This is a genomic window from Rhodococcus olei (assembly GCF_039540555.1).
GTDB lineage: Bacteria > Actinomycetota > Actinomycetes > Mycobacteriales > Mycobacteriaceae > Rhodococcus_G > Rhodococcus_G olei.
The window spans coordinates 24232-49533 of sequence record NZ_BAABFB010000029.1 but is presented as its reverse complement, the minus strand read 5'-3'; the positions used below and the strand labels follow the sequence as shown (position 1 = coordinate 49533).

Below are 25302 nucleotides of genomic sequence, written 5' to 3'. Positions count from 1 at the left end.
GACATGCTCCTTCGTTGGTCTATCCGGGCGCGGGCACCTGACCTTCAGATGCCCGCTCTTCTTACGTTGTCCCTGGTCGGGGTGACAGGATTTGAACCTGCGACCCTCCGCTCCCAAAGCGGATGCGCTACCAAGCTGCGCCACACCCCGTCCCGTTCGCCCAGCACCGAACACCACGGCAATCGTCGCGGCATCAGCACCGAGTGGGAATCCTACGACCACCCGATTGGCGAATCCAAAGCGAGGTTATGTACAGTCTCCATCGCAGACGGCAGTCGTGGCGATCCCTCGATGTCGTGTGCGCGGGGATGTAGCTCAATGGTAGAGCCCTAGTCTTCCAAACTAGCTACGCGGGTTCGATTCCCGTCATCCCCTCCGACGTGGCGGAGCACCGCCATTCCAGGCCTCTCACCTGCAGCAGCGGGTGAGGGGCCTGTTCGCGTTCCGCGGCCCCGTCCGCGGCCGGAACCGCGGCGATGCCGACGGCCACCGACCGCCTCGCCGGTTCGACGCGAATTCACCGACCGACCCCTCTTCGAACGTGGACCGACCTAGGGTGAACGTGTTACAGAATCTGCCACCGCCCCAGTGAAGGAGTCCGCATGCACACCCCGCTCTGCGACGAACTCGGCATCGAGTTCCCCATCTTCGCGTTCACCCATTGCCGCGACGTCGTCGTCGCCGTCAGCAAGGCGGGCGGATTCGGGGTCCTCGGCGCGGTCGGATTCACGCCGGAGGAGCTCGAGATCGAGCTGAAGTGGATCGACGAGCACATCGGCGACCACCCGTACGGTGTCGACATCGTCATCCCGAACAAGTACGAGGGCATGGACTCGAACCTGTCCGCCGACGAGCTCACGAAGATGTTGCAGTCGATGGTGCCGCAGTCGACCCTCGACTTCGGCCGCAAGATCCTCACCGACCACGGTGTGCCCCTGCCCGACGACGGCAGCGAGAACGCGTTGCAACTTCTCGGCTGGACCGAGGCCACCGCCACCCCGCAGGTCGAGGTCGCGCTGCAGCATCCGAAGGTCACCCTGATCGCGAACGCCCTCGGCACCCCGCCGGCGGACATGATCGCGCACATCCACGACGCCGGCCGCAAGGTCGCGGCACTGTGCGGCTCGCCCTACCAGGCCCGCAAGCACGCCGACGCCGGCGTCGACATCATCATCGCCCAGGGCGGCGAGGGCGGCGGCCACTGCGGCGAGGTCGGTTCGATCGTGCTGTGGCCGCAGGTCGTCAAGGAGGTCGCACCGGTGCCGGTGCTCGCCGCCGGCGGCATCGGCAGCGGTCAGCAGATTGCGGCGGCGCTGGCCATGGGCGCCCAGGGCGCATGGTCGGGCTCGCAGTGGCTGATGGTCGAGGAAGCCGAGAACACCCCCGTGCAGCAGGCCGCGTACGCGAACGCGTCCAGCCGCGACACCGTGCGCAGCCGCTCGTTCACCGGCAAGCCGTGCCGCATGCTGCGCAACGACTGGACCGAGGCGTGGGAGCAGGAGGGCAACCCGGAACCGCTCGGCATGCCGCTGCAGTACATGGTCTCCGGGATGGCCGTCGCCGCCACCCACAAGTACCCGGACGAGACCGTGGACGTCGCGTTCAACCCGGTCGGTCAGGTTGTCGGCCAGTTCACCAAGGTCGAGAAGACGTCCGCCGTCATCGAACGGTGGGTGCAGGAGTACCTCGAGGCCACCGGCACCCTCGAGCGGCTGAACGAGGCCGCGAACGCCTGACCGGGCACGCACGTCAGTCGGGCAGGATCGGGACGCTCACCCCGCGGTCACGGCCGAGCGACGCGGCCCGCGTGATCGCGACCGACCCGAACCTGTCCCGCACCGTGTCCACCGCGGTGTCGAGCGCCGCGGCGTCACGGGCGGTGGCGTCGACCGTCCCGGACCCGGGATCGAACGGCAACGCCAACTGCTCGGCACCCTCGCGGTCGAGGTTGGTCAGCGCGACTCCGAGCAGGGTCAGCCCCTGCCCGAGGATCAGCGGCCGCGCCTCGACGAGCAGGGCACGAACCGCGGACAGGACCGTCTCGGTGCGTGCGGTCGCCTGCCCGAGCGTGTGCGAGCGCGTCGCACGGGTGAAGTCCGCGAACCGCATCCGCAGCAACACGGTGCGGCACACGCGGTCGCCGGCGCGCAAGCGCCGCACCACCCGGTCCACGAGGGCACAGGCGGTGGCGTCGATCTCGTCGAGGGATCGGGGCCGCCGCCCGAGCGCGTGCTGCGCCCCGATGGACCGCCGCCGCCGTCCGGTCTGCACCCGGCGCGGATCCCGCGCCCACGCCAGGGCGTGGAGGTGTCGACCCGACGCCCCTCCGACCACGGCGACGAGTTCGCGTTCGGGCAGCACCGCCATCTGCCCCACCGTCTCGATGCCGTAGTCGCGGAGCTTGCGGGACGTCACCGCGCCGACACCCCAGAGCCGCTCGACCGGTAACGGGTGCAGGAATTCGAGTTCGCGATCCGGGGGCACGAACAGCAGTCCGTCGGGCTTCCCGACGGCGCTGGCGACCTTGGCGAGGAACTTGGTGCGCGCGACGCCGACGGTGATCGGCAGTCCGACCCGCTCGCGGACCTCGCGGCGCAGCCGGGTCGCGATCTCGAGCGGTGTGCCCGACACCCGGCGCAGTCCCCCGACGTCGAGGAACGCCTCGTCGATCGAGATGCCCTCGACGAGCGGGGTGGTGTCGCGGAACACCTCGAACACCGCCTTGCTCGCCGCCGCGTACGCCGACATGCGCGGCGGCACCACCACCGCCTGCGGGCACAATCGCAGCGCCTGGGCGCCGCCGCCGGCGGTCCGCACCCCGTAGGCCTTGGCCTCGTAGCTGGCGGCGAGCACCACCCCGCCGCCGACGATCACCGGCCGGCCACGCAGCGACGGGTCGTCCCGCTGCTCGACCGATGCGTAGAACGCGTCGAGGTCGGCGTGGAGGATCGTCGCCTCACCCGATTCACTGGACACGAACACATGTTCGCATCGGCCACCGACAGGTTTCGCGATCGGCGAACGACGGCACCGTCCCGCACGCCGGTATCCTGTGGGTGTCCGATTTGTCCCCGTGTTTTTGTCCCTGCGTTCGAACCGCGGTCCGCACGACCAGGTTCGTCGGGAAGGTTTCGTGTGGAACTCCTTCTGATCGTTGTCGTCATCGGCGCCGTCGTCTTCCTGGTCATGAAAAGCCAGAAGAAGTCCGCCGGACACACCGCCGGCCAACTCGAGGACGCCAAGGCCGACGCCCGCCAGGCCATCGAGCGGCTCGGCGGCCAGGTCTACAACCTGACCGGCACGGACGACGCCTCCAAGCAGGCGCTCGCCGACGCGTCCGAGCGGTACACCGCCGCCGGATCGCAGATCGAGCAGGCCAACACCCCCGCCCAGGCGCGACTCGCCAAGCAGACCGCCCTGGAGGGTCTGTACTACATCCGCGCGGCCCGCACCGCGATGGGCATGGATCCCGGCCCGGAGGTCCCCAGCATCGACGGCCAGGCCGCGGCAGGCCGCGTCACCGAGGATCGGGACATCGACTTCGAGGGCAGGCAGGTCTCGGCGTCGCCCAACCCGTCGGCGCGGACCCCGAACTACTACCCCGGCGGCCGCGTCGCCGGCCGTCCGGTCCCGGCCGGCTGGTACTCCGAGCCGTGGTGGAAGCCGGCCCTGGTCGCGGGAGCGTGGGGCGTCGGCTCGATGGTGCTCTTCTCGGCGATGTTCGGCGGCATGTCCGGGGTTCCCTACAACGCAAACGAATTCGCCGACGGATACGGCGACGGCTACCAGGACGGCCTCGACGCCGCGAACGCGGGTGACGGCGGCGACATGGGCGGCGACACCGGTGACATGGGCGACGCCGGATTCGACGGGGGCGGATTCGACGGGGGCGGATTCGATTTCGGCGGCGGCGACTTCGACTTCTGAGTTACCTCCACGGCGAGCGGCCCGGGTCGTCCGACCCGGGCCGCTCGCTGCGTTCCTCGGTCAGCTCGGCTGACAGGTGGGGCACCAGAAGAGGTTGCGGCCCTTCATGACCGTGTGCAGCACCGGTGTGCCGCACACGCGGCACGGCTCCCCCGCACGCCGGTAGACGTATGTCCGCGGCCGGTCCGCCGCGTACGACGGTGCACCGTGATCGTGCTCCGGTCGGACGACGTGCATCACGCCGGCCCGGGCGCCGACGGCCATCAACTCGACCAGGTCCGCCCACACGGCGTCCCATTCCGCCCGACTGATCCGCGCACCGAGCCGGTCCGGGTGGATGCCGTGCCGGTACAGCACCTCCGCGCGGTACACGTTGCCGACACCCGCGAGCACGGCCTGATCCATCAGCAGCGCCCCGATCGCGCTCTGCGACTTGGCGATTCGACGCCAGGCCCGGTCCGGGTCGGCGTCGGCACGCAGCGGGTCCGGGCCGAGCCTCCGGGCCAGCGCCGCCACCTGCGTCGAGTCGTAGATTTCGCAGGCGGTCGGCCCCCGCAGGTCGGTGCCGACCGTCGTGCCGGTCATCCGCATCCGCACCTGCCCGACCGGATCGCCCATCGGCAGCGGCGACTCGGTGAACTTGCCGTACAGGCCGAGGTGCACGTGCACGATCCGGCCGCCCTCGTAGTGGTGGAGCAGGTGCTTGCCGTACGCCTCGGCGCGTTCGAGGACACGGCCGTCGACGGTGGCCGCGCCCGCGTCGAACCGACCCTGCGGGCTGGACACACGCACGGGAGCACCGGCGAAGTGACGCTGGTGCTCCCGTGCGAGGCGGTGGAGGGTGTGCCCCTCAGGCATTCGTGACGCTCAGATCGCGAGGTTCAGTTCGCGGCGCCGGGGACGGCGGGGGCGACACCGGTGCGCTCGTACTCGGCGAGGATGTCGATCCGGCGCTGGTGCCGCTCCTCCTCCGACCACGGGGTCGCGAGGAACGCGTCGACGATCGCGAGCGCCTCCTCGACCGAGTGCATGCGGCCGCCGATGCCGATCAGCTGCGCGTTGTTGTGCTGCCGGGCGAGCTGCGCGGTCTCGACGCTCCATGCCAGTGCGCAGCGGGCGCCGGGCACCTTGTTCGCGGCGATCTGCTCGCCGTTGCCGCTGCCACCGAGGACGATGCCGAGGCTGCCCTCGTCCTCGACGACGCGGCGTGCGGCGTCGATGCAGAACGCCGGGTAGTCGTCGAGCGCATCGTATTCGTGCGCCCCGCAATCGACGGCCTCGTGCCCGTTCGCGACGAGGTGGTCCTTGATCGTGTTCTTGAGCTCGAAGCCGGCGTGGTCGGCACCCAGGTATACGCGCATGGGTCGATTCTGACAGGTCGGACGGGAGTGGCCGGAGCCGCCCACACCTACGGTCGGAACGCGTGGAGCCGTTCACCCCCGCACCGGGGCACCACTCCCCGCTCCCGGCCGGACCGGGATTCCCTCTCCGGCCCGCGCTGCTGACGGTGTCTCGCCGGCGGTCTCCGGCCTGGGAGATGCCGGCCGGCGCGAGGTTGACGTCACGCCGGCCGGCTGCCTATGCGTGGGATGTGAGGTAGGAGAGGCGGCGGCCGGTGACTGCCGGCGGCGGAGCCTCGTGCCTCGGTGCCACGTACTCTGCCATGACCGTTCTCCCTGTTCGCTGCCGACATTCCGGGCCCGCACGGGCGGATGCATCGACCATCCTGTGTGCCGCGCCCCACGGCCGGCCTCGCCCGATCCGGGTGAAATGAGTGGGCGCATCGTCGAAAATCGGTGCGGATCGATGCCGCAGGAATACACGGCCGGCAACCACGGGCTGTGTTACCGCCCGGCCGACGCGCTGCGCGACCGCCCCCGGCACGGCCGGATCTTCTTCCGACCGTGGTGCCGGACACCGAGGGAACCCACGTCGCAGGATCCACGGGCCGTGGCCGAATCGATCCCCGGTCCGGCGCCCCGTCCGCCGCGTCGCCAGGGCGGAGTCAGGAATCGGACTTCCGACTCTGCACCCAGGCGGCGACCTGGGTCCGGGACGCGAATCCGAGTTTGGCGAGGACGTGTTCGACGTGACCGTCGACCGTGCGTTTGGAGATCACGAGTTTGTCGGCGATCGCCTTGTTGCTCAGCCCCTCGGCAACGAGTTCCGCCACCTGTTGCTCCCGCCGGGTCAGTGCGACAACCCCGCCACCGGGTGGCGGCGAGGCGGCGCGTGGCTGCTCGCCGAGGGCGTAGGCGATTGCCTCGTCGACGCGCAGCGCCCTGCCCCGTTTGAGTGCTGCTGTGAATGCCTTCTCACCGAGTGCAATTCGGGCCCGCTTCGCGAACTCTGCGCGTGTGGTGGCCATGCCCGCAATGGTGAGGGCGTTGTCGGTTCCGGTGAGCACGGCGTCCGCGGCACCCATCAGTACCGCGGCACGCTCAGGCAGTGCCTCGACGCTCGTCCAGGCGAGCTGCAGGAGACCCCAGCCGTAGCCGGGCCGGCTGCCCACCTCCCGGGACAGTCGCAGCGCCTGTTCCAGGAACTCGACGCCGCGCCGGCGATCGCCCTGTTGCCAGATCGCGAAACCGTAGTCCGACAACGCCATTGCCCGCCACACCACCTCGCCACGCGCCTGGGTGAGCGCGACCAGTTGCTGATACGCGGCGGTCGCTCGGGTCATGTCTCCGAGCAACTCGAGTCCGAACGCGAGCCAGGCCAGCGTCGGGACCAGGTGTGGGAGATCGGATTCGCCCCGGAACGCCGCCGCGGCCCGCTCGAGGTTCGCAACGCCACTGCGAACATCGCCGATGGTCACCTCGAGACACCCCTGTGTCTTCGTCACCAGAGCACTCGCGTGGGCGGACCCGAGCCGGGCGGCGAGGTCACTTGCCCGTTCCGTCAACGCCGCTCCCGCGGTGATGTCGTTGTGCCAGAAGGCCAGCATCCCGGCGACGCACAGAGCGTCGACCCGGTCGACGGTGGGGTGATCGCCCCCGGCAGCAAGGGCACGATCGATCCAGTGCCACCCCTCGCGGGACATGCCACGCAGGATCCAGAAGTCGTACAACGCGGTCGCGATTCGCATGCCGGCCTCGGCCTCGTCGGCTTCGGTGAGGCAGAACTCCAGCGCGTCACGCAGGTTCGGCTGTTCGCGCTCGAGCCGGGCGATCCACTCCACCTGCCGAGCACCGATCCACTCGGCTCGGGCCCGGAGCACCAACTGCTCGTACCAATCCCGATGCCGGCGCCGCAACTGTGCGTATTCACCGGTCTCGTGCAGCTTCTCCCGCCCGTAGTCCCGGATGGTGTCCAGGAGCCGATATCGCACATCCGCGCCGGCGTCTTCACGAACCAGGATCGACTTGTCGACCAGCGAGGCGACGACGTCGAGCACCTCCCCCTGCGTCGGCGCGCCGCCGAGGATGCCCTCGGCGGCATCGAGCTCGAAACCACCGGAGAAGACCGCCAGCCGCACCCACAACCACCGTTCCTCCGCGGTGCACAGGTCGTAGCTCCAGTCGATGCTCAATCTCAGTGTCTGCTGGCGGGATGGGGTGGTGCGGTTGCCCAGGGTCAGCAGCCGGAGCTTGTCGTCGAGGCGCTGCACGATCTGCTCGATCGACATCGCCCGGAGCCGCGCCGCCGCCAGCTCGATCGGCAACGGCAGCCCCTCCAGGCGTCGGCAGATCTGGGCCACCGCCGCGGCGTTGCCCTCGGTGAGCGTGAATCCGGGAAGTGCGGCGAGCGCCCGTTGCTCGAACAGGGCCACCGCGTGAGAGCCGGCCACCTCGCCCGGCGCCGCGGCCGGTCGCGACGGTTCCGGCACCGACAACGGCGGCACCCGCATCACGACCTCCCCCCGGATTCCGAGTGGTTCGCGACTCGTCGCCAGGATCCGGACCCCCGGACAACTCCGCAACAGCGACTCCGCGAGCACCGCGACCCCCTCCACGAGATGCTCGCAGTTGTCCAGCACCAGCAGGAGCCGGCTTTCGGCCAGATGGTCGGTCAACACCGCCAACGGTGGCCGGACGGAGCGATCCTGCAGACCGAGCGTCCCCGAAATCGCCTGCACGAGCAGCCCGGGTTCATGCAGTTCACCCAACTCGACGAACCACACTCCGTCCTCGAACGCCCGCCGCGAGTCGTCGGCGACCTGCAACGCGAGCCGGGTCTTGCCGACCCCACCCACCCCGGTCAGCGTCACCAGTCGCGACTGGGCCAGCGATCCCCGTACCTCCGCCGTCTCGTGCCTGCGGTCGACGAAACTGGAGAGGTTCAGAGGCAGGTTTCCGGCCTTGCCGCGGCGCGGACCGGTGCGTGACGGCGCCGGCATCGGGACCGACGAATCGTCGGAGTCCCCCGCCCGGGACCCCTGGCCGCCCGACACCGCACCGGGGCGGTGCCCTGCCGTCGCGTCCGGCCGATCCGCCGGTTCCGACCGCAGCGGCATCACATCGACCGGGCACCCGTGACGTCCCTCGGACCCGCGCAGGGCGTCACCGAACTCCGCGGCGGATGCCGGGCGCGCGTCCGGGCTCGGGCTCATCGCGCGTTCGACGGTCGCGCACACGTCGTCGGGGATGCCCCGGTCGCGAAGATCCGGGATCGGATGTGTGGTGATCCGAACAAAGTGCGCGAGAACCTTTTCGCCACTGCGTCGTTCGAAAGCGGCGTGACCGGTCATCGCGCAGAACAGCGTCGCGCCGAGACTGTAGACGTCCGATGCGGGGCCGGGCGGTTCGCCCCGGAGCACCTCGGGCGCGGTGAAGGCCGGAGAACCGGTGACGATGCCCGCGGAGGTGTGGAACCCTCCCGTCATGTGCGCGATTCCGAAATCGGTCAACTGCGGCTCCCCGTATTCGGTGAGCAGGATGTTCGCCGGCTTCACATCACGGTGGAGCACTCCGAACCGGTGGGCGGTCTCCAGCGCGCCGGCCAGTTTCACGCCCACCTGAAGACACTCCTGCCACGGGAGCGGTCCGTCACGCCGGATCCGATCGTCCAGCGAACCGTGGGGGTGATAGTCCATCACGATGAAGGGTGAACCGCCGTCGGTGACGCCGACCTGGAGAACGTGCACGATGTTCGGATGGCCGGTCAGTCGGCCCATCGCGCGCTGCTCGCGCAGGAAACGCTCGAGATTCTCGGCGTCACAGGCAGAGGTGAGGACCTTGACGGCGACCGTGCGATCCAAAGACGGCTGACGACACCGGAAGACGACACCGAAACCGCCCTGACCAATCTCCACGGCGCCCTCGAATCCGGCCGCATGCAACTCGTCGGCGATCGAGGAACCGACGTCGCGCCGAGTCGCCGAGGGATCGAATTCGGCCATCAGCGACACCACCAGGACGATTCCGGCGGCGTCGACAACGGGTCGCGGACCCCATCCGGTGCGCACGGCGGATCGACGAGTCCGGAAACTCCCGACCGGCGAATCATGCGGCCACCACCTCACGAGGGTGCATCACCAGTATAGGCAGCCCGGACGGCCGGTCACGGTCGCCGGCGCACCGCCGACCGACACCGGAACCGACCCGCGGACCCGACGCTCGCGCCGTGCCGAATACCTTCGCCCGCAGGGTCTTCCGCCCCGCAGTTTCATCCACGACGCCCGTTGTGCAGACAACTCACCGGAGGGTGCGACAGCCCCCTCCTGCGGCACTCACGACCGGCGCGTCGGCGCCCCCACGGCCGCTCGTGGATCACCTCATGCGACGCTCGGGGGCGCGGCGATCAGCGCGAACGCGGCGTCGACGAGTTCCCCGACTCGGCTCGGGGTGAACCGCTCGGGTTCGAGCGGGAACAGCAACGCCCACCCGTCACCCATGGCGCTGAGCTGGTCGGCGAGGAGGTCGGCGCGGATGTCGTCGCGGATCAGACCGCGCTCCTGCCCGCTCGCGAGGATCGCGGTGTACACGTCGCGGTAGTGCGCGTAGCGCCGCCTGATGACGTCGCCGAGGTCCGGTTCGTGCCGCCCTCGGGCGAGCAGCTCGGACATCACCGGCGGGAACCCGGGATCGCCCGTGGACAGCCGCAGCCAGTGCTCGATGTGCGCTTTGATGTCCTCCAGGTTGGTGTCCACCTCCGCGAGCATCGCGTCATAGCGGTCGAACCGACTCTCGGCCAACGCGATGACCAGTTCCTTCTTGTTCGCGAAGTAGTAGGTCACCGCCCCGGTCGTGTAGCCGGCACGCTGCGCCACCTTGCGCAACGACGCGTTGACGTAGCCCTCCTCCGCGATCACCGCGGTCGCCGCCCGAAGCAACTCGGCACGCTTCGCCTCGTGATCGCCGGTCGGCCGACCACGCTGGGCCAGCGGCTCGACGACGCCGTCGTCGACCGCTTGTCGGGCCTCCCGTTTCAACACCTGCCGATTCTGTCACACGATTCACATGACAATCGTTGCGTCAAAGAACGATTCCGGTTTCGACACACCCCGTCGCCCCGACCCCCTTGGCGAACCGGGGACGAAAGAGTCGGTGCGCGAAGCGTTCCGACGGGCAGCGCAACCGGAGCGGGCCTCGTCGCGGCGAGGTCTTCACGCCGACGACGAGAGCGGCTGACACGACGCGGCCGGCCGGGCAGTCCGACCCTCGGATGGTCGTCCACGCACGCCGCCGTCTCCGGCCGGGGGGCGGCGGCCGAGCCTTCTCCTACGCGACGTGCGCGCGCACCCGGCCCGAATCGACCCAGCCCTTCGTCTCCGCGTAGTCGATCATCGACACGAAGCAGGCCAGCCAGTCGTCGGCGCGATCCGGGTTCGCCCGCAGCGCCTCCTCGAGTCGGCCGATGTCGAGCCAGGCGTGCGCACCGTCTAGGGTGCCCCAGCCCGCCAGCGCCGCGGCCAGACGAGTCGGCGCGGGTTCACCGCTGACCGCGACCGCCAGACGCGTGAACTCGTCGTGCCCCGTCAGCCGCACCGACGCCTCGGACCCGGTGAGATCCACCTCGAGCTGCATGTGCCGTCTCCGTCCCTGTTCTGGATCAGTTGTTTCAATTCTGTGCACCATTTGATGTCATGCCGCCCGGGCCCGTCAAGGTGTGACATGCTCGCGCCCATGTCCACGGCAACACAGAACCGGCAGGGCACTGCCACCCGGCACCGCCTCGTGAAGACCGCCGAACGACTCTTCGCGACGCACGGCGTCGGCGCGGTCTCGGTCCGGGCCGTCAACGCGGCCGCGGGACTCGGTCCCGCCTCGGTCCACTACCACTTCGGGTCGAAGGACGAACTGCTCTCGGCGGTCCTGGTCGACCTCGGTGCCGCCGTGCGCGACGAGATCCTCGCCAACGTCGACACGCTGGCCCGCACCGACGAACCGCCCACCGCGCACACGCTGGTGCACGCCCTCACCGACCCCTACCTGCAACTACTGCTGCGACACCGGACCCGCGGCATGCGCTGGGTCAAGATCATCGCGCAGCTGTCGCCGGAGGGACACCCGGCGTTGCACGCGGCCGGACGGCAGGTGTCGGAGTCGTTGATGACCGAGGTCCGGCGGGCATTCCCCGGATCCGATCCCGATCGGATCGAGCGGCGCTGGGCGATCTCCGTCACCGGCTACCTTCAGGCCCTCGGCCGGGCCGACGAGTGGAGCCGTGACGGCGACCGCCTGACGCCGGAGGAACTGACCGACTTCCACGACGACCTCGTCGCCTTCGCGGTCGGCGGTGTCGGACGCCTGCTGGGGAGCTGACGGCACCCCGGGAGTACAGCGGCAGTTCTGGATCGTTCGATCCAGGAAACACCGCGTCGTCCCACTCGATACCACCTGGTGAGCATGCATACGGCGCCACCGACTCCCCCAACTGCCGCGCCTCCGCCGGAGACGGGAGCACCGGCCGGCACCGGCCGGCACCGGCCGGATCATGCCGTTCCACACGGTGATTCACCGTGAGCGACGCGTGCCGCATACCGCAACCCGGGTTCGGATCCCGAGAATTTCTTGGATCATCTGATCCAACTATGTGATACAAAACAGGGCAGAGCGGATGTGACGCCGCCCACTATCACCTCTCGGCATGCCGCGAACAACAGGAGATGACGCCCGTGTGGACCCCCGAATCGATGAAGTTCGGCGCCTTCCTCGCGCCCTATCACCCGCTCGACGCCGATCCCGCACTGCAGCTGCGCCGGGACATCGACCTCATGGAGCACCTCGACCACCTCGGTTTCGACGAGGCGTGGATGGGTGAACACCACTCCACCGGCGCCGAGATCGTGCCGGCCCCCGATCTGTTCATCGCCGCCGCCGCCGAACGCACGCAGCGCATCCGGTTCGGCACCGGCGTGACGTCGCTGCCGTACCACCACCCGCTCGTCACCGCCGACCGGATCACCCAGCTGGACCTGCAGACCCGGGGCCGGCTGATCTTCGGCACCGGCCCCGGCAAGATCCCGCTCGACGCACACATGATGGGCATCAACCCGTCCGACCAGCGGCGCCGCCAGGGCGAGGCCCTCGAGGCGATCCTGCCGCTGCTGCGCGGCGAGGTCGTCAACATGGAGACCGACTGGTTCACCCTCCGCGACGCCCGCGCCCAGCTGCCCACCTACGACCCCGCCGGCCTCGAGACCGTCACCGCGTCCACCATCTCGCCGAACGGGTCGGTGCTCGCCGGCACCCACGGGCTGTCGCTGCTGTCGCTGGCGGCCAGCTCCCCGACCGGGTTCGACGCCCTCGACCGGAACTGGGGCGTCTACGAGACCGTCTGCGCCGAGAACGGCCACGTGGCGGACCGCTCGACCTGGCGCCTGGTCAACCCGATGTTCCTCGCCGAGACCCAGGCCGACGCCGAGAAGGCCGTCAGCCGGCGGATCGGCTCGATGGCCGCGTACGTGAACCGGCAGACCGGGGTGAACCCCGACTGGGCGCAGACCCCCGCCGGCATCATCGACTTCTGGCGCAACGATTCGCTCGGTGAGTTCGGGCAGGCCATCATCGGCACCCCGGACCAGGCCATCGCCCAGATCGAGCGGCTGATCGAGAAGACCGGCGGATTCGGCACCATGCTGATCCTGCACGTCGACATGGCCAACTGGGAGGACACCAAGCGCAGCTACGAGCTGTTCGCCTCCGAGGTCGTCCCCCACTTCAAGAACCGCAACGCCGGCCGCCAGGCCAGCCTCCAGTTCGCCGAGGACAACCGCGACTACCTGATCGGCGGCCTCGTCACCGCGATCACCAAGGCCCACACCGACTACTACGGGCAGCCCGTCCAGACCGAAGGAGCACCGGCATGAAGGCGGCACAGTTCCACGACGGCACCTTCACGGTGACCGACGTCCCGGCCGCGCCCGCGCTGGGACCGGGACAGATCCGGATCGAGGTCGCGGCCTGCGGCATCTGCGGCAGCGACCTGAGCATGTCGAAGGACCCGTGCCGGTTCGTGCACGTCGCGGAGAACGCGGGATATCCGCTGGCGACCTTCGACACCGACCGCCCGGTGGTCCTCGGCCACGAGTACGCGGGCACGGTCGCCGAGGTCGGTTCGGACGTCACCGATTTCGCCGTCGGCGACCGGGTCGCGGGCATCGGTCTGGCAACCGACACGAGCACCGGCATCCCGAAGATCATCGGCTACTCGAACGAGTACCACGGCGCGTTCGGCGAACACATCGTCGTCGACGCGTTCTGGGTCCGGCACGTCCCGGACGGGCTGTCACTCGAGCACGCGACGCTCGCCGAGCCGCTGCACGTCGGCGAGATGCACATGCAGCAGTCGGGGCTCACGTCGGCGGACTCGGCGCTGGTGATCGGCTGCGGCACGATCGGTCTCGGCGCCATCGTGGCGGCGAAGGCCCGTGGCGCCCAGGTGGTGATCGCGTCCGAGCCGTCGCCGAAGCGGCGCGAGCTGGCCAAGCTGATGGGCGCCGACATCGTCGTCGACCCGAACGAGCAGGACCCGATCGAGCTGTGGAACCGGATGGTCGCCGAGGGCAACACCCTCGTCGGCCAGGCCGGCGCCGGCATCCTGATCGCGTACGAGTGCAGCGGCCGCGCCGGGATCATCGGCACGCTGATGCACACGCTGCCGTTCAACTCCCGCATCCAGGTGCTGGCGGCGCCGTTCGGGGACGAGGTCGTCATTCCGGTCGTCGGCCAGTTCCGCCGGATCGCGATCAACTTCGGGCACGGCCCGTACGAGAACCCGTACGACATCACGCTGCAGCGCCTCGCCGACGGCGAGATCGACGCCGAGGCGATCATCACCGGCCGCGTCGACCTGGACGGCGTCGCGGACGCGTTCACCGCACTGCGCAACCCCGACGAGCACGTGAAGATCCTGGTGCTGCCGCAGACGTAGGCGGCCCGCCGCCCGTGAGTGGATGCCACCCCGGTCGGGGGTGACATCCACTCACGGGCGCGAAGCGCCTACTCGAACGAGGGATCCTCGGTGCGGGTGCGCTTGAGCTCGAAGAAGTGCGGATAGGAGGCCAGCGCGACGGTGCCGTCCCAGACCCGGCCGGCGTCCTCGCCGCGCGGGATCCGGGAGAGCACCGGGCCGAAGAAGGCCACCCCGTTGACGTGAATGGTCGGGGTCCCGACGTCGGGGCCGACGGCGTCCATGCCGGCCTTGTGGCTGCGGCGCAGGTCCTCGTCGTGGATGTCGGTGTCGGCGGCCGACGCCAGATCGGCGGGCAGACCGACCTCGGCGAGCGCCTCGGCGATCACCGCCGGGAAGTCCTTGTTGCCCTGGTCGTGGATCCGGGTGCCCATCGCGGTGTACAGCGGCAACAGCACCTCGTCGCCGTGCTCCTTCGCCGCGGCGATCGCGACCCGCACCGGCCCCCAGGCCTTGTCCATCATCTCCCGGTACTGCTCGGGCAGCTCACGACCCTCGTTCAGCACGGCCAGGCTCATCACGTGGAAGCTCGCGTCGATGTCACGCACCTTCTCGACCTCGAGAATCCACCGCGACGTGATCCAGCACCACGGGCACAGCGGGTCGAACCAGAAATCGGCGGTGTCCTTCTGCGCGGCGTTCTGCACTGTCTCGCTCACTCGCAACTCCATCGTTCGTCGGGTGGGACACTTGTCCTCTCAACTCAACGACCACGGTGCGCGAATGCTTCCCGCACCCCCGCGGCGGGCAGTACCGTCGACGGTACGGATGAATCCCCGGACCCGGAGTGTGGCCGATGTCAGCTACCCGGACCTTCGTCGTCGTCGGTGGTGGACTCGCCGGCGCAAAACTGGCGGAGGCGTTGCGCGCGAAGGATTTCGACGGCCAGATCGTGTTGTTCTGCGAGGAGGAGCACCTCCCGTACGAGCGGCCGCCGCTGTCGAAGGAACACCTGATCGGCGGCAAGCCGCTCGCGGACTTCACCGTCCACCCCGGCGACTGGTACCGCGACCATCACGTCGACCTGCGCCTGGGCACGACGGTGACCTCGCTCGACCCGGCGGCGCACACCGTCACCCTGCCCGACGGGTCCACCGTGTCGTACGACAAGGCGGCCCTGGCGACCGGTTCGCGACCGCGGCGGCCACCGATTCCCGGCGCCGACGCGGGCGGCGTCCACTACCTGCGCACCGTGGACCAGTCCGACGCGCTGCTCGCGACCCTGCACCACGGCGCGCACCTGGTGATCGTCGGCGCCGGCTGGATCGGCCTGGAGGTCGCGGCCGCCGCCCGCGGACACGGCGTCACGGTCACCGTCGTCGAGACCGCACCCCTGCCGTTGCTCGCCGCCCTGGGCCCCGAGATGGGCACCGTGTTCGCCGAGCTGCACCGCGAGCACGGCGTGGACCTGCGACTCGAGACCGCGGTGGAGTCGATCACCGGCGAGGACGGCCGCGCGACCGGCGTGCGCCTGGCCGGCGGCGACACCGTGCCCGCCGACGCGGTCCTCGTCGCGGTCGGGGCGGCACCGAACCTCGAGCTCGCGCAGCAGGCGGGTCTGGCCGTGGACGGGGGTGTCCTCGTCGACGCCTCCCTGACCACCAGCGACCCCGACATCGTCGCGGTGGGCGACATCGCCGCGGCGATGCACCCGGTGCTCGGGACCCGCATCCGGGTCGAACACTGGGCGAATGCACTGAACCAGCCTGCGGTGGCCGCGGCGACGATGCTCGGGCACCCGGCCGAGTACACGAACCTGCCGTACTTCTTCACCGACCAGTACGAGCTCGGGATGGAGTACGTCGGGTACGCCCCGCACGGCTACGCCCGGGTGGTGGTCCGCGGCGACGCCGCCCGGCACGAGTTCGTCGCGTTCTGGCTCGACGAGGGCGACCGGGTGCTCGCGGGCATGAACGTGAACGTCTGGGACGTCACCGACGCGGTCAAGGCGCTGATCGCCTCGGGCCGGGCGGTCGACGCGAACCGACTCGCGGATCCGGCGGTGCCTCTGGGCGACGCGTACGCGTGAGCGGTCGAACCCGCCGCCCTCGCGTGATGGGATAGGGGCGTTCGTCACCGAACCCCGACCGAAGAGGAGCGCGAAACGTGGCCCCACCGAACCTGACCCGCGAGCAGGCAGCAGAGCGCGCGGCGTTGCTGACCGTCGACAACTATGCGATCGAGCTGGACCTGACCGACGGAGCCGGGGCCCCGGGCGAGCACACCTTCCGTTCCCGCACCACGATCACGTTCGACGCCACCGCGGGCGGCTCGACCTTCGTCGACCTGATCGCGAAGACCGTGCACTCGGCCACCCTCAACGGCGCGCCGGTCGACGTGTCCGGCTACAGCGAGGAGACCGGGATCACGCTGACGGGTCTGGCCGCCCGCAACGAACTCGTCGTCGACGCGGACTGCATCTACACCAACACCGGCGAGGGCCTGCACCGGTTCGTCGATCCCACCGACCAGTCGGTGTACCTGTACTCGCAGTTCGAGACCGCGGACGCCAAGCGCATGTTCGCGTGCTTCGACCAGCCCGACCTCAAGGCCACCTTCGACATCTCGGTCACCGCGCCGCAGGACTGGCAGGTGATCTCGAACGCCGCGACCGTGGAGACCCTCGCCGCGACGCCGGGTGAGCACCGCTTCCGCACCACCCCGCGGATGAGCACCTACCTGGTCGCGCTGATCGCCGGGCCGTATGCGCAGTGGACCGACTCGTACTCCGACGAACACGGCCACATCCCGCTGGGCATCTACTGCCGTGCCTCGCTGGCCGAGCACATGGACGCCGACCGGCTGTTCACCGAGACCAAGCAGGGCTTCGACTTCTATCACCGCAACTTCGGGGTGCCGTACGCGTTCGGCAAGTACGACCAGCTGTTCGTGCCCGAGTTCAACGCCGGTGCGATGGAGAACGCCGGTGCGGTGACGTTCCTCGAGGACTACGTCTTCCGGTCCAAGGTCACCCGCTACTCGTACGAGCGGCGTGCCGAAACCGTGCTGCACGAGATGGCCCACATGTGGTTCGGCGACCTGGTCACGATGAAGTGGTGGGACGACCTGTGGCTCAACGAGTCGTTCGCGACGTTCGCGTCGGTGCTGTGCCAGACCGAGGCGACCGAGTACACCAACGCCTGGACGACGTTCGCGAACGTCGAGAAGTCGTGGGCGTACCGGCAGGACCAGCTGCCGTCCACGCACCCGATCGCCGCGGACATCCCGGACCTCGCCGCGGTCGAGGTGAACTTCGACGGCATCACCTACGCCAAGGGCGCATCGGTGCTCAAGCAGCTCGTCGCGTACGTCGGGCTGGAGCCGTTCCTGGCGGGCCTGCGCGCCTACTTCGCCGAGCACGCCTACGGCAACGCGACGTTCGACGACCTGCTCGCCGCTCTGGAGAAGGCGTCCGGCCGCGACCTGTCCGGCTGGGGTGCGCAGTGGCTCAAGACCACGGGCCTGAACATCATGCGACCCGAGTTCGAGGTGGATGCCGACGGGAGGTTCACCTCGTTCGCGGTCCTGCAGGACGGCGCCGCGCCCGGTGCCGGCGAGACCCGCGTGCACCGGCTGGCGATCGGTGTCTACGACGACGGCCCGCACGGCAAGCTGGTCCGCACCGACCGCATCGAACTCGACGTCGAAGGCCCCCGCACCGACGTCCCGGAACTGGTCGGCATCGCGCGCGGCAAGCTGGTCCTGATCAACGACGACGACCTGACGTACTGCTCGGTGCGCCTGGACCCGGAGTCGCTCGCCACCGCGATCGACCGGATCGGCGACATCGTCGATCCCCTGCCTCGCACGCTGGTGTGGTCGGCGGCCTGGGAAATGACCCGGCAGGCCGAGCTCAAGGCACGCGACTTCGTGGCCCTGGTGCAGCGCGGCATCGGTTCGGAGACCGAGGTCGGCGTCGTCCAGCGGCTGCTGATGCAGGCGCACACCGCGCTGTCCAGCTATGCCGAGCCCGGTTGGGCCGCCACGACCGGCTGGCCGGACTTCGCGAACCGCCTGCTGGAACTGGCCCGCGAGGCGGAGGCCGGCTCCGACCATCAGCTCGCGTTCGTGAACGCGCTGACCGGCGCCCAGCTGTCACCGTGGCACACCGAGGTCCTCGCCGAGCTGCTCGACGCGGCACCCGACACGGTCGGGCTACCCGGTCTGCTCGTCGACACCGACCTGCGATGGCGGCTGGTGACGGCCCTCGCAGTGGCCGGGGAGATCGACGCCGACGGCCCCGAGTCGCCGTTCATCGACGCCGAGGCGGAGCGGGACCCGACCGCGGCCGGCGCCCGGGCGGCATCCGCGGCCCGCGCCGCCCGACCACAGGCCGCGGTCAAGGAGCAGGCGTGGGCGACGGTCGTGCACGACGACACGGTCGCGAACATCACGGCCCGCTCGATCATCGGCGGATTCGCCGGACCGGGCCAGGGCGAGCTGCTCGAACCGTTCGTCGCCCGCTACTTCGCCGACATCTCCGGAGTCTGGGAGCGGAGGTCGAGCGAGGTCGCGCAGACCGTGGTCGTCGGGCTGTACCCGGCGTGGTCGATCAGCGAGGTGTCGGTCGCGGCCGCGGACGCGTTCCTGAGCGGTGAGCATCCGCCGGCGCTGCGGCGGCTCGTCGTCGAAGGCAAGGCCGGCGTCGTGCGGGCACTGGCCGCCCGCGCGTTCGACGCCACCACCGACTGACCCCGGAAACAGAAGTTCCCCGATGTCGCACCGGTTCGGTGCGGCATCGGGGAACCCGGAATGCCTTGTTACGGCTTGGCGATCGCCGCGCTCATCACACGGATCGCGCTGACCAGACCGTCGATCAGGTCGGCGTCAGCGAACGACGCCACCGCGGCCGTCACGCCGAGCTGCGCGACCCGGTCGGTGACCCGGTCCGCGACGTCCTTGCCGGAACGCACCTCGATGACCCGCTGGTTCGGGGACACCGCGATCAGCACCGAACGCTCGGGCTCGGGCGTCGTCGGGAACAGCTCGGCGACACCGGCCGCCGGGTCCTCGCCGAGCGGGCCGATGTACGCGTTGAAGCGAACCTTCGTCGCGCGGGTCGCGTCGGTCAGCGCGTCGTCCAGTGCCACCAGCTCGTCGACGCTGAACGGGAGGTCGTCGACGTAGGGCTCACCCACCCGGTGCACCCGCGAGACGCGACCGCTGGCGGTCACCACCGACCCCACCGGGAGATCGGCCTCGATCACTGCCGGGAAACGGTTACCACCTGCCACTTGCCGAACCTCCGATCAGATCTGCCGAACCGGCTTCGATCGCCGCGTGCCCACCGTGGTGGCCGGGGCGGGTCGTCACCTCGTCGACCGCGGACCACAGCACCGGCTTGTGGGTCCACTCCTTGTCGAGCGAGTAGTGCTCGGGCGTGTCACCGGCGACAGGCTTGGCCAGGTAGCTCAGCCCCGCGATGATCGCCGTCACGACGACGGGAATCCCGACGAAGATCAGCGTTGTCTCGAGAATGCTCACCCGCCAAAGGTAGCCCAGCCGCCCCCGAAATGTGCCGTTGGGGCCGGTGCCGACCCACCGCGGCCGGGCCGGGTCAGGCGGCGCCCTCGCCGAGGTAACGCAACCAGATCGGATCGAGTTCCTTCGTGGCGGCGAGCAGCCGCCAGTGCTGCCCCTTCGGCGGGACCAGCGACGCGCGCAGCGTCCACCCGAGTTCGCTGAGCAGTTTGTCCGCCTTGCGGTGGTTGCACGGCGCGCAGCAGGCGACGCAGTTCTCCCACGAGTGGTCACCACCGCGACTGCGTGGGATCACGTGGTCGATCGTCTCGGCCTTGTCTCCGCAGTACGCACAGCGGAACCGGTCGCGGTGCATCAGGGCGGCCCGGGTCATCGGGATCCGGGCGCGATACGGCACGCGGACGTAGTTGCGCAGCCGGATCACCGACGGCACCTGCACGGAGCAGCCGGCGGAGTGGATGACCTGCCCGAGCGGGTCCTCGTGCACGGAGTCCGCCTTGTCGCAGACCAGCAGCACGACCGCGCGGCGCACGGGAAGTGCGGTGAGAGGTTCGTAGGTGGCGTTGAGCAGCAGCACCCGGCGTTTCACCCAGGCCGGCACCGCCCCGTCGCCCGGGTGCGAGGGTCTGGCGCCCTCGTCGATCATGTGCAATGTGGATGCCCCCGGCCCGCGCATCTCGCTGGGGTCGGTGGGCTGGAGTTGTCGGTGCGCTCGCGCGCCGTGCCGGTGCTTCATGCCACCTCCGGAAATGACCTCACCCAGTGGACCACGGATGACGCGAGGACGCACGCCCATTTCGGGACGAATCTGCAGGACAGTCGGTGAACAGGGGGCGTACGGCCGGCGACGTCGCTCCCGCGGGCACGACACCGACGCGCCCGCGGGAGCGACGTCGACGCCTCGTCGTCGGTACGGGCACAATGGGACACGCCATGAGTGATGCCGAGATCAGCTTCTACGACGCAGTGGGCGGAGCCGACACGTTCCGCGCCCTGACCGCGCGGTTCTACGAGGAAGTCGCGAAGGACGAGATCGTCCGCCCGCTCTACCCGGAGGAGGATCTGGCGCCGGCCGAGCGCCGGATGCGGATGTTCCTCGAACAGTACTGGGGCGGTCCCCGCACCTACTCCGACGAACGCGGGCACCCGCGGCTGCGGATGCGGCACCAGCCGTTCAAGATCGGCCCGCTCGAACGCGACGCGTGGCTGCGGTGCATGCACATCGCGATCGACTCGATCGACGAGCAGACCCTCGACGCCGAGCACCGGCGCGCACTCGTCGAGTACATGGACATGGCCGCGGCGTCGATGATGAACTCCCCCATCTGACCGAGGACCTGACCGGGGCCCCGCCGGCGAGCGTCCACGACTCGTCGCGGCGGCCGGGGTGTGGCACTGTGACCGTCGTGAGGAGTCAGGAGACCAGGCCGGTCGCGGCCGCCCCGACAGCGGTGGAGCACGGGGCCGGTGACCAGTGGTGGACGAACGCGGTCTTCTACCAGATCTATCCGCGTTCGTTCTCCGATGCGAGCGGTGACGGTGTCGGCGACCTGGACGGGGTGCGCGAACGGCTCGGCTACCTGGAGCTGCTCGGCGTCGACGCCCTCTGGTTGAGCCCGGTGATGCGCTCCCCGATGGCCGACCACGGCTACGACGTCTCCGACCCCCGCGACATCGACCCGCTCTTCGGCAGCCTCGAGACGATGGATGCACTGGTCGCCGAGGCCCACGCGCGGCGCATCAAGGTCACGATGGACCTGGTGCCCAACCACACCAGCGACCGGCACCCCTGGTTCGTCGCGGCACTGGCCGCCGCACCGGGGAGCCCGGAGCGGGGCCGCTACATCTTCCGGGACGGCCGCGGTGTGAACGGCGACGAGCCGCCGAACAACTGGCCGTCGATCTTCGGCGGCCCCGCCTGGACCCGGGTCACCGAACCGGACGGCTCCCCCGGCCAGTGGTACCTGCACATCTTCGCCCGCGAACAGCCCGACCTGAACTGGGACAACCCGGAGGTCGCGGAGGACCTGTACGCGACGTTGCGGTTCTGGCTCGATCGCGGCGTCGACGGGTTCCGCATCGACGTCGCGCACGGCATGGCCAAGCCGGAGGGTCTGCCCGACCACGACTGGGACCGGAACGAGCTGATGCGCAACGACGACGACGATCCGCGGTTCAACAATCCCGGGGTGCACGAGATCCACCGCGGCATCCGGAAGGTGATGAACGAGTACCCGGGCACGATGGCGGTCGGCGAGATCTGGGTGCGCGACAACGAGCGGTTCGGCGAGTACATCCGCCCCGACGAACTGCATCTCGGGTTCAACTTCCGGCTCGCCCAGGCCGAGTTCGGGGCCGAACCGGTGCGTGCCGCGATCGACAATTCCCTCGCCGCGGTCGCCGCGGTCGGCGGCACCCCGACGTGGACGTTGTCGAACCACGACGTCGAACGCGAGGTCACGCGCTACGGCGGCGGCGCCGTCGGCTGGGCGCGGGCCCGCGCGATGGCGCTGGTCGAGTTCGCGCTGCCCGGCGCGGTGTTCGTCTACAACGGCGCCGAACTGGGACTGCCGAACGTCGACCTGCCCGACGAGGTGTTGCAGGACCCGGCGTGGGAGCGGTCCGGCCACACCGAACGCGGCCGCGACGGCTGCCGCGTCCCGATCCCCTGGCAGGGCGACGCGCCGCCGTTCGGGTTCACCTCCGCCGGAACGAGTTGGCTGCCGATGCCGGCGGAGTGGGCGCCGCTGACGGTCGAGGCACAGCTCGAGGACGTCGGATCGATGCTGTCGCTGTACCGTGCGGCGATCGACCTGCGGACGCAGCGTCCGGAATTCTCGGGAACCGAGATCGACTGGTACGGAAGCCCTCCCGGCTGCCTGGCGTTCCGCCGCCGGGGCGGCCTGATCTGCGCGCTCAACGCCGCCGACACCCCGGTGCCGCTGCCGCCCGGGCAGCTGCTGCTCGTCAGTGCACCACTGGCGGACGGGCTGCTGCCCGCGAACGCGGCCGCCTGGCTCGTGTGAATCCCGACAGGGATGACCACCGATCGTGCGCGAAACGTAACGATTTCGACCCCCCCATCGTGAATCGGGCAATCCGGATCCGTCTCCACCTAGACTGCGCCCCATGCTGATTCACCCGACTCTGCGGATGCAATCATGGGGATTCACCATCGGCGCGCTGCTTTTCGCGCTCGGATCCGCACCTTGGATCTCCACGGCGATGGGCACCGCCGGCGCCAACACCGTCTTCTTCGTCGGATCCTGGTTCTTCACCGCCGCAGCGTTCGTTCAACTGGTGTTGAGTGGCCCGGCAACCACGACCGACCAGGGCAAGCCGGCCATTCGAGCGGAGTGGCTCTCCGCGGCAATTCAATTCCTCGGGACCCTGCTGTTCAACATCAGCACGGGTGCCGCACTGCATGCTCACACCGTCAAGGGCGAAGAGCACCTCGTGTGGAACCCGAATGCCGAGGGGTCGGTCGCCTTCCTGCTGAGTAGCGCCCTGGCCATCCTGATGTTGCTGCGCGCCAACCAGATCTGGGAACCCGGGTCGAGGGACTGGCAGAGCGTGTGGCTGAACATGCTCGGATCGATCGCGTTCGGCATCTCCGCTGTCGGCTCGTTCATCACCCGGGACGGTACCTCGCTGGACGCCGCGGTCGCCATGGGCGGCACCTTCATCGGAGCACTGTGCTTCTTCGCCGCCTCTGCCATTCAGCTCGGTGAGGACGACCGACCCGCCGAGGAGTTGGCCGGCATCGGCTGACCGGGCGCCGGTCGTCGGCGGCGGACCCGGACGGTGCCGGGACGCCGGCCGAGCAGCTCCGCCGGCGACCTGTTGGCCCGAATCGTCAAGGAGCAACACCAATTCCGGTCGAGTATCGAGAGGGGCCACCCGACCGCCCACCGCGGTGATCGTGGCCAGCCCCCCTGCTGGACGCCGAGAGCCGGGGTCGGTGATCGTCAGGTGGCGCCCCGCACGGCGCGCACCGGACATTCCACGGTCCAGGTCACCACAGCCGCCAACTGCACGGGCAGGGGAGGTACCGGCGCTCACCCGCACCGGTACCTCCCCTCGAGTCGGCTCAGTGCGCGAAACCACTCGCGGTGTGCTCGGTACCGGCCTTCAGCCGTGCCACCACGTCCTTGATCGCCAGCACGAGTTTGTACGCCATGTCCCGACTGAATCCCTCCCGCAGCACGATTCGCAGTACCGCGACGTCTTCCGCGTCGGCCGGCATCGTGTAGGCGGGGACCTGGAACCCGCGGGCCCGTAGTTCGTGCGAGATGTCGAACACCGTGAATCCCGGGTCGCCGACCACTTCGAACGACAGGACGGGAATCGCGGTGCCGTCCGTGATGACGTGCATGTGGTCCATCGTGGACAGCTCCGACGAGATCATCAGTGCGGTGTCGCGTAGCGACTCCATGATCTGGGTGTACCCCGCGACACCCAGCCTGATGAAGTTGTAGTACTGGCCGACCACCTGATTACCCGGACGGGAGAAGTTCAGCGTGAAGGTCGGCATGTCACCACCCAGATAGTTGACCCGGAAGACCAGGTCCTCCGGCAGGTACTCCTTCGAACGCCACACCACGAAGCCGATGCCCGGATACGTCATGCCGTACTTGTGGCCGCTCACGTTGATCGAGACCACGCGAGGAAGACGGAAGTCCCACTTCAGTTCCGGATGCAGGAAGGGAACCACGAACCCACCGCTCGCCGCGTCGACGTGCAGCGGCACGTCGGGTCCACCCTTCGCGGCGATCTCGTCGAGAACGTCGGAGATCTCGGCGACCGGTTCGAGCTCACCGGTGAAGGTGGTGCCGAGGATCGCGACGACACCGATGGTGTTCTCGTCGACGGCTTCCCGGACCTGCTCCGGTGTGATGACGTAGCGTCCCTTCGCCATCGGCAGGTACTTCGGCTCGACGTCGAAGTAGCGACAGAACTTCTCCCACACCACCTGGACATTGCTGCCGAGAATGAGATTCGGTCGCGCCGTGTCCTTGCCCGCCGCTTGTCTCTCCGCGCGCCACCGCCACTTCAGGGCGAGCCCGGCGAGCATGACCGCCTCCGAGGAGCCGACCGTGGACACCCCGGTGGCCGAGGAGGGATCGGCCTCGTCGAGGTCGACCGCGTTGAACAGCGCCGCGACCATGTTCACACACCGGGTCTCGATCTCCGCGGTCTGCGGGTACTCGTCCTTGTCGATCATGTTCTTGTCGAAGGTCTCGGCCATCAGCCGATCGGCCTGTGGATCCATCCAGGTGGTCACGAAGGTCGCCAGGTTCAACCGTGAGCTGCCGTCGAGCATCAGTTCGTCGTGGATGAACCGGTAGGCGGCGTCCGGGTCCGTTTCGGACTTCGGCATCCGCAGCGCCGGAATCGCATCGGTGCCGAGCCGTCCGGTGTAAGCGGGGGCGAGCGTTTCGGCCGGAGCCGCGAAGGAATCAGACATCTTCTCTCCAATACTCGGTGTCAGAGATCTGCTCGGTGTCAGAGGTCACGGGGGCGAGGGGAGATTCTCGG

The 25302-nt window shown here is 69.4% G+C and carries 21 protein-coding genes and 2 tRNA genes; 11 read left to right on the top strand and 12 right to left on the bottom strand.

The features are described 5' to 3' along the window. Nucleotides 1–73: 73 nt before the first annotated feature. Nucleotides 74–150 (bottom strand) — tRNA-Pro (locus tag ABD951_RS06720). Between the two features lie 154 nt (nucleotides 151–304). On the opposite strand from ABD951_RS06720, the gene ABD951_RS06715 reads away from it, so the two are divergent. After that, nucleotides 305–375: transfer RNA gene (locus ABD951_RS06715), tRNA-Gly, on the top strand. Nucleotides 376–602: 227 nt separating this feature from the next. Then, nucleotides 603–1736, top strand: a complete 1134-nt coding sequence (locus ABD951_RS06710; protein WP_345342989.1) for a nitronate monooxygenase — start codon at nucleotides 603–605, stop codon at nucleotides 1734–1736. A 13-nt stretch (nucleotides 1737–1749) separates the two neighbouring features. On the opposite strand, the gene dinB is transcribed toward ABD951_RS06710, so the two are convergent. Beyond that, a complete protein-coding gene (gene dinB, locus ABD951_RS06705) occupies nucleotides 1750–2982 on the bottom strand; it encodes a DNA polymerase IV (protein WP_345342988.1) in 1233 nt (410 codons plus the stop codon). Nucleotides 2983–3135: 153 nt separating this feature from the next. On the opposite strand from dinB, the gene ABD951_RS06700 reads away from it, so the two are divergent. After that, the gene (locus ABD951_RS06700) at nucleotides 3136–3927 is read left to right on the top strand and encodes a DUF1542 domain-containing protein (RefSeq protein WP_345342987.1); all 792 of its coding nucleotides are present in this window, start codon (nucleotides 3136–3138) and stop codon (nucleotides 3925–3927) included. 60 nt (nucleotides 3928–3987) lie between these two features. Here the strand turns inward: ABD951_RS06700 and ABD951_RS06695 are convergent, their stop codons facing one another. The 5 genes from ABD951_RS06695 to ABD951_RS06675 form a co-directional block, all read right to left on the bottom strand. After that, entirely contained in the window at nucleotides 3988–4785 is a 798-nt protein-coding gene (locus ABD951_RS06695; RefSeq protein WP_345342986.1) for an Fpg/Nei family DNA glycosylase, read from the bottom strand. Between the two features lie 23 nt (nucleotides 4786–4808). Then, nucleotides 4809–5288 carry a ribose-5-phosphate isomerase gene (locus ABD951_RS06690; protein WP_345342985.1) on the bottom strand — a complete coding sequence of 160 codons (480 nt, stop codon included), beginning with the start codon at nucleotides 5286–5288 and terminating at the stop codon, nucleotides 4809–4811. Nucleotides 5289–5932: 644 nt separating this feature from the next. Continuing rightward, the gene (locus ABD951_RS06685) at nucleotides 5933–9334 is read right to left on the bottom strand and encodes a protein kinase domain-containing protein (protein WP_345342984.1); all 3402 of its coding nucleotides are present in this window, start codon (nucleotides 9332–9334) and stop codon (nucleotides 5933–5935) included. Nucleotides 9335–9643: 309 nt separating this feature from the next. Then, nucleotides 9644–10303, bottom strand: a complete 660-nt coding sequence (locus ABD951_RS06680) for a TetR/AcrR family transcriptional regulator (protein ID WP_345342983.1) — start codon at nucleotides 10301–10303, stop codon at nucleotides 9644–9646. 286 nt (nucleotides 10304–10589) lie between these two features. After that, nucleotides 10590–10895, bottom strand: a complete 306-nt coding sequence (locus tag ABD951_RS06675) for a hypothetical protein (protein WP_345342982.1) — start codon at nucleotides 10893–10895, stop codon at nucleotides 10590–10592. A 99-nt stretch (nucleotides 10896–10994) separates the two neighbouring features. Here ABD951_RS06675 and ABD951_RS06670 point away from each other — a divergent pair, with 99 nt between their 5' ends. The 3 genes from ABD951_RS06670 to ABD951_RS06660 all read left to right on the top strand — a co-directional run bounded on the left by ABD951_RS06670 (nucleotide 10995) and on the right by ABD951_RS06660 (nucleotide 14244). Continuing rightward, nucleotides 10995–11633, top strand: coding sequence for a TetR/AcrR family transcriptional regulator (locus ABD951_RS06670; protein ID WP_345342981.1), 639 nt, complete (start codon nucleotides 10995–10997; stop codon nucleotides 11631–11633). 344 nt (nucleotides 11634–11977) lie between these two features. Beyond that, nucleotides 11978–13180, top strand: a complete 1203-nt coding sequence (locus tag ABD951_RS06665) for an LLM class flavin-dependent oxidoreductase (RefSeq protein ID WP_345342980.1) — start codon at nucleotides 11978–11980, stop codon at nucleotides 13178–13180. Further along, complete coding sequence (locus ABD951_RS06660) at nucleotides 13177–14244, top strand: alcohol dehydrogenase catalytic domain-containing protein (protein ID WP_345342979.1); 1068 nt, start codon at nucleotides 13177–13179, stop codon at nucleotides 14242–14244. Before ABD951_RS06665 ends, ABD951_RS06660 begins: the two co-directional genes overlap by 4 nt. A 68-nt stretch (nucleotides 14245–14312) precedes the next feature. On the opposite strand, the gene ABD951_RS06655 is transcribed toward ABD951_RS06660, so the two are convergent. Beyond that, on the bottom strand, nucleotides 14313–14954 hold the full coding sequence (locus ABD951_RS06655; protein WP_425569790.1) for a DsbA family oxidoreductase: 642 nt from the start codon (nucleotides 14952–14954) through the stop codon (nucleotides 14313–14315). 125 nt (nucleotides 14955–15079) lie between these two features. Here ABD951_RS06655 and ABD951_RS06650 point away from each other — a divergent pair, with 125 nt between their 5' ends. Both ABD951_RS06650 and pepN read left to right on the top strand, forming a co-directional pair. Further along, nucleotides 15080–16312 (top strand): NAD(P)/FAD-dependent oxidoreductase, encoded by a 1233-nt coding sequence (locus ABD951_RS06650; RefSeq protein ID WP_345342977.1) that lies wholly within the window; start codon nucleotides 15080–15082, stop codon nucleotides 16310–16312. A 77-nt stretch (nucleotides 16313–16389) separates the two neighbouring features. Continuing rightward, nucleotides 16390–18975: an aminopeptidase N gene (gene pepN / locus ABD951_RS06645; protein WP_345342976.1), complete on the top strand. Its 2586-nt coding sequence runs from the start codon at nucleotides 16390–16392 to the stop codon at nucleotides 18973–18975. 68 nt (nucleotides 18976–19043) lie between these two features. Here the strand turns inward: pepN and ABD951_RS06640 are convergent, their stop codons facing one another. The 3 genes from ABD951_RS06640 to ABD951_RS06630 form a co-directional block, all read right to left on the bottom strand. After that, on the bottom strand, nucleotides 19044–19517 hold the full coding sequence (locus tag ABD951_RS06640; RefSeq protein ID WP_345342975.1) for a DUF5130 domain-containing protein: 474 nt from the start codon (nucleotides 19515–19517) through the stop codon (nucleotides 19044–19046). Next, complete coding sequence (gene ctaJ, locus ABD951_RS06635) at nucleotides 19504–19767, bottom strand: aa3-type cytochrome oxidase subunit CtaJ (protein ID WP_345342974.1); 264 nt, start codon at nucleotides 19765–19767, stop codon at nucleotides 19504–19506. The genes ABD951_RS06640 and ctaJ overlap by 14 nt, the downstream gene beginning before the upstream one ends. A 73-nt stretch (nucleotides 19768–19840) precedes the next feature. Further along, nucleotides 19841–20410, bottom strand: a complete 570-nt coding sequence (locus ABD951_RS06630) for an HNH endonuclease (protein ID WP_425569805.1) — start codon at nucleotides 20408–20410, stop codon at nucleotides 19841–19843. A gap of 287 nt (nucleotides 20411–20697) precedes the next feature. Between ABD951_RS06630 and ABD951_RS06625 the strand changes: the two genes are divergently transcribed. The 3 genes from ABD951_RS06625 (at nucleotide 20698) to ABD951_RS06615 (ending at nucleotide 23535) form a co-directional block, all read left to right on the top strand. Beyond that, nucleotides 20698–21093, top strand: coding sequence for a globin (locus ABD951_RS06625; protein WP_345342972.1), 396 nt, complete (start codon nucleotides 20698–20700; stop codon nucleotides 21091–21093). 122 nt (nucleotides 21094–21215) lie between these two features. Further along, a complete protein-coding gene (locus ABD951_RS06620; RefSeq protein WP_345343902.1) occupies nucleotides 21216–22790 on the top strand; it encodes a glycoside hydrolase family 13 protein in 1575 nt (524 codons plus the stop codon). Nucleotides 22791–22893: 103 nt separating this feature from the next. Then, nucleotides 22894–23535 (top strand): hypothetical protein, encoded by a 642-nt coding sequence (locus tag ABD951_RS06615; protein WP_345342971.1) that lies wholly within the window; start codon nucleotides 22894–22896, stop codon nucleotides 23533–23535. A gap of 319 nt (nucleotides 23536–23854) precedes the next feature. Here ABD951_RS06615 and gad read toward each other — a convergent pair whose 3' ends face one another. Continuing rightward, nucleotides 23855–25231: a glutamate decarboxylase gene (gene gad / locus ABD951_RS06610; RefSeq protein WP_345342970.1), complete on the bottom strand. Its 1377-nt coding sequence runs from the start codon at nucleotides 25229–25231 to the stop codon at nucleotides 23855–23857. Nucleotides 25232–25302 lie beyond the last annotated feature (71 nt).

Bases quoted from the DNA above. Each gene is read 5' to 3' on its own strand.
- ABD951_RS06670 (WP_345342981.1), top strand. From the start codon at position 10,995: ATGTCCACGGCAACACAGAACCGGCAGGGCACTGCCACCCGGCACCGC.
- ABD951_RS06695 (WP_345342986.1), bottom strand. From the start codon at position 4,785: ATGCCTGAGGGGCACACCCTCCACCGCCTCGCACGGGAGCACCAGCGT.
- ABD951_RS06650 (WP_345342977.1), top strand. From the start codon at position 15,080: ATGTCAGCTACCCGGACCTTCGTCGTCGTCGGTGGTGGACTCGCCGGC.
- ABD951_RS06660 (WP_345342979.1), top strand. From the start codon at position 13,177: ATGAAGGCGGCACAGTTCCACGACGGCACCTTCACGGTGACCGACGTC.
- ABD951_RS06615 (WP_345342971.1), top strand. From the start codon at position 22,894: ATGCTGATTCACCCGACTCTGCGGATGCAATCATGGGGATTCACCATC.
- ABD951_RS06625 (WP_345342972.1), top strand. From the start codon at position 20,698: ATGAGTGATGCCGAGATCAGCTTCTACGACGCAGTGGGCGGAGCCGAC.
- ABD951_RS06665 (WP_345342980.1), top strand. From the start codon at position 11,978: ATGACGCCCGTGTGGACCCCCGAATCGATGAAGTTCGGCGCCTTCCTC.
- gad (WP_345342970.1), bottom strand. From the start codon at position 25,231: ATGTCTGATTCCTTCGCGGCTCCGGCCGAAACGCTCGCCCCCGCTTAC.
- ABD951_RS06655 (WP_425569790.1), bottom strand. From the start codon at position 14,954: ATGGAGTTGCGAGTGAGCGAGACAGTGCAGAACGCCGCGCAGAAGGAC.
- ABD951_RS06630 (WP_425569805.1), bottom strand. From the start codon at position 20,410: ATGATCGACGAGGGCGCCAGACCCTCGCACCCGGGCGACGGGGCGGTG.
- ABD951_RS06675 (WP_345342982.1), bottom strand. From the start codon at position 10,895: ATGCAGCTCGAGGTGGATCTCACCGGGTCCGAGGCGTCGGTGCGGCTG.
- ABD951_RS06710 (WP_345342989.1), top strand. From the start codon at position 603: ATGCACACCCCGCTCTGCGACGAACTCGGCATCGAGTTCCCCATCTTC.
- ABD951_RS06690 (WP_345342985.1), bottom strand. From the start codon at position 5,288: ATGCGCGTATACCTGGGTGCCGACCACGCCGGCTTCGAGCTCAAGAAC.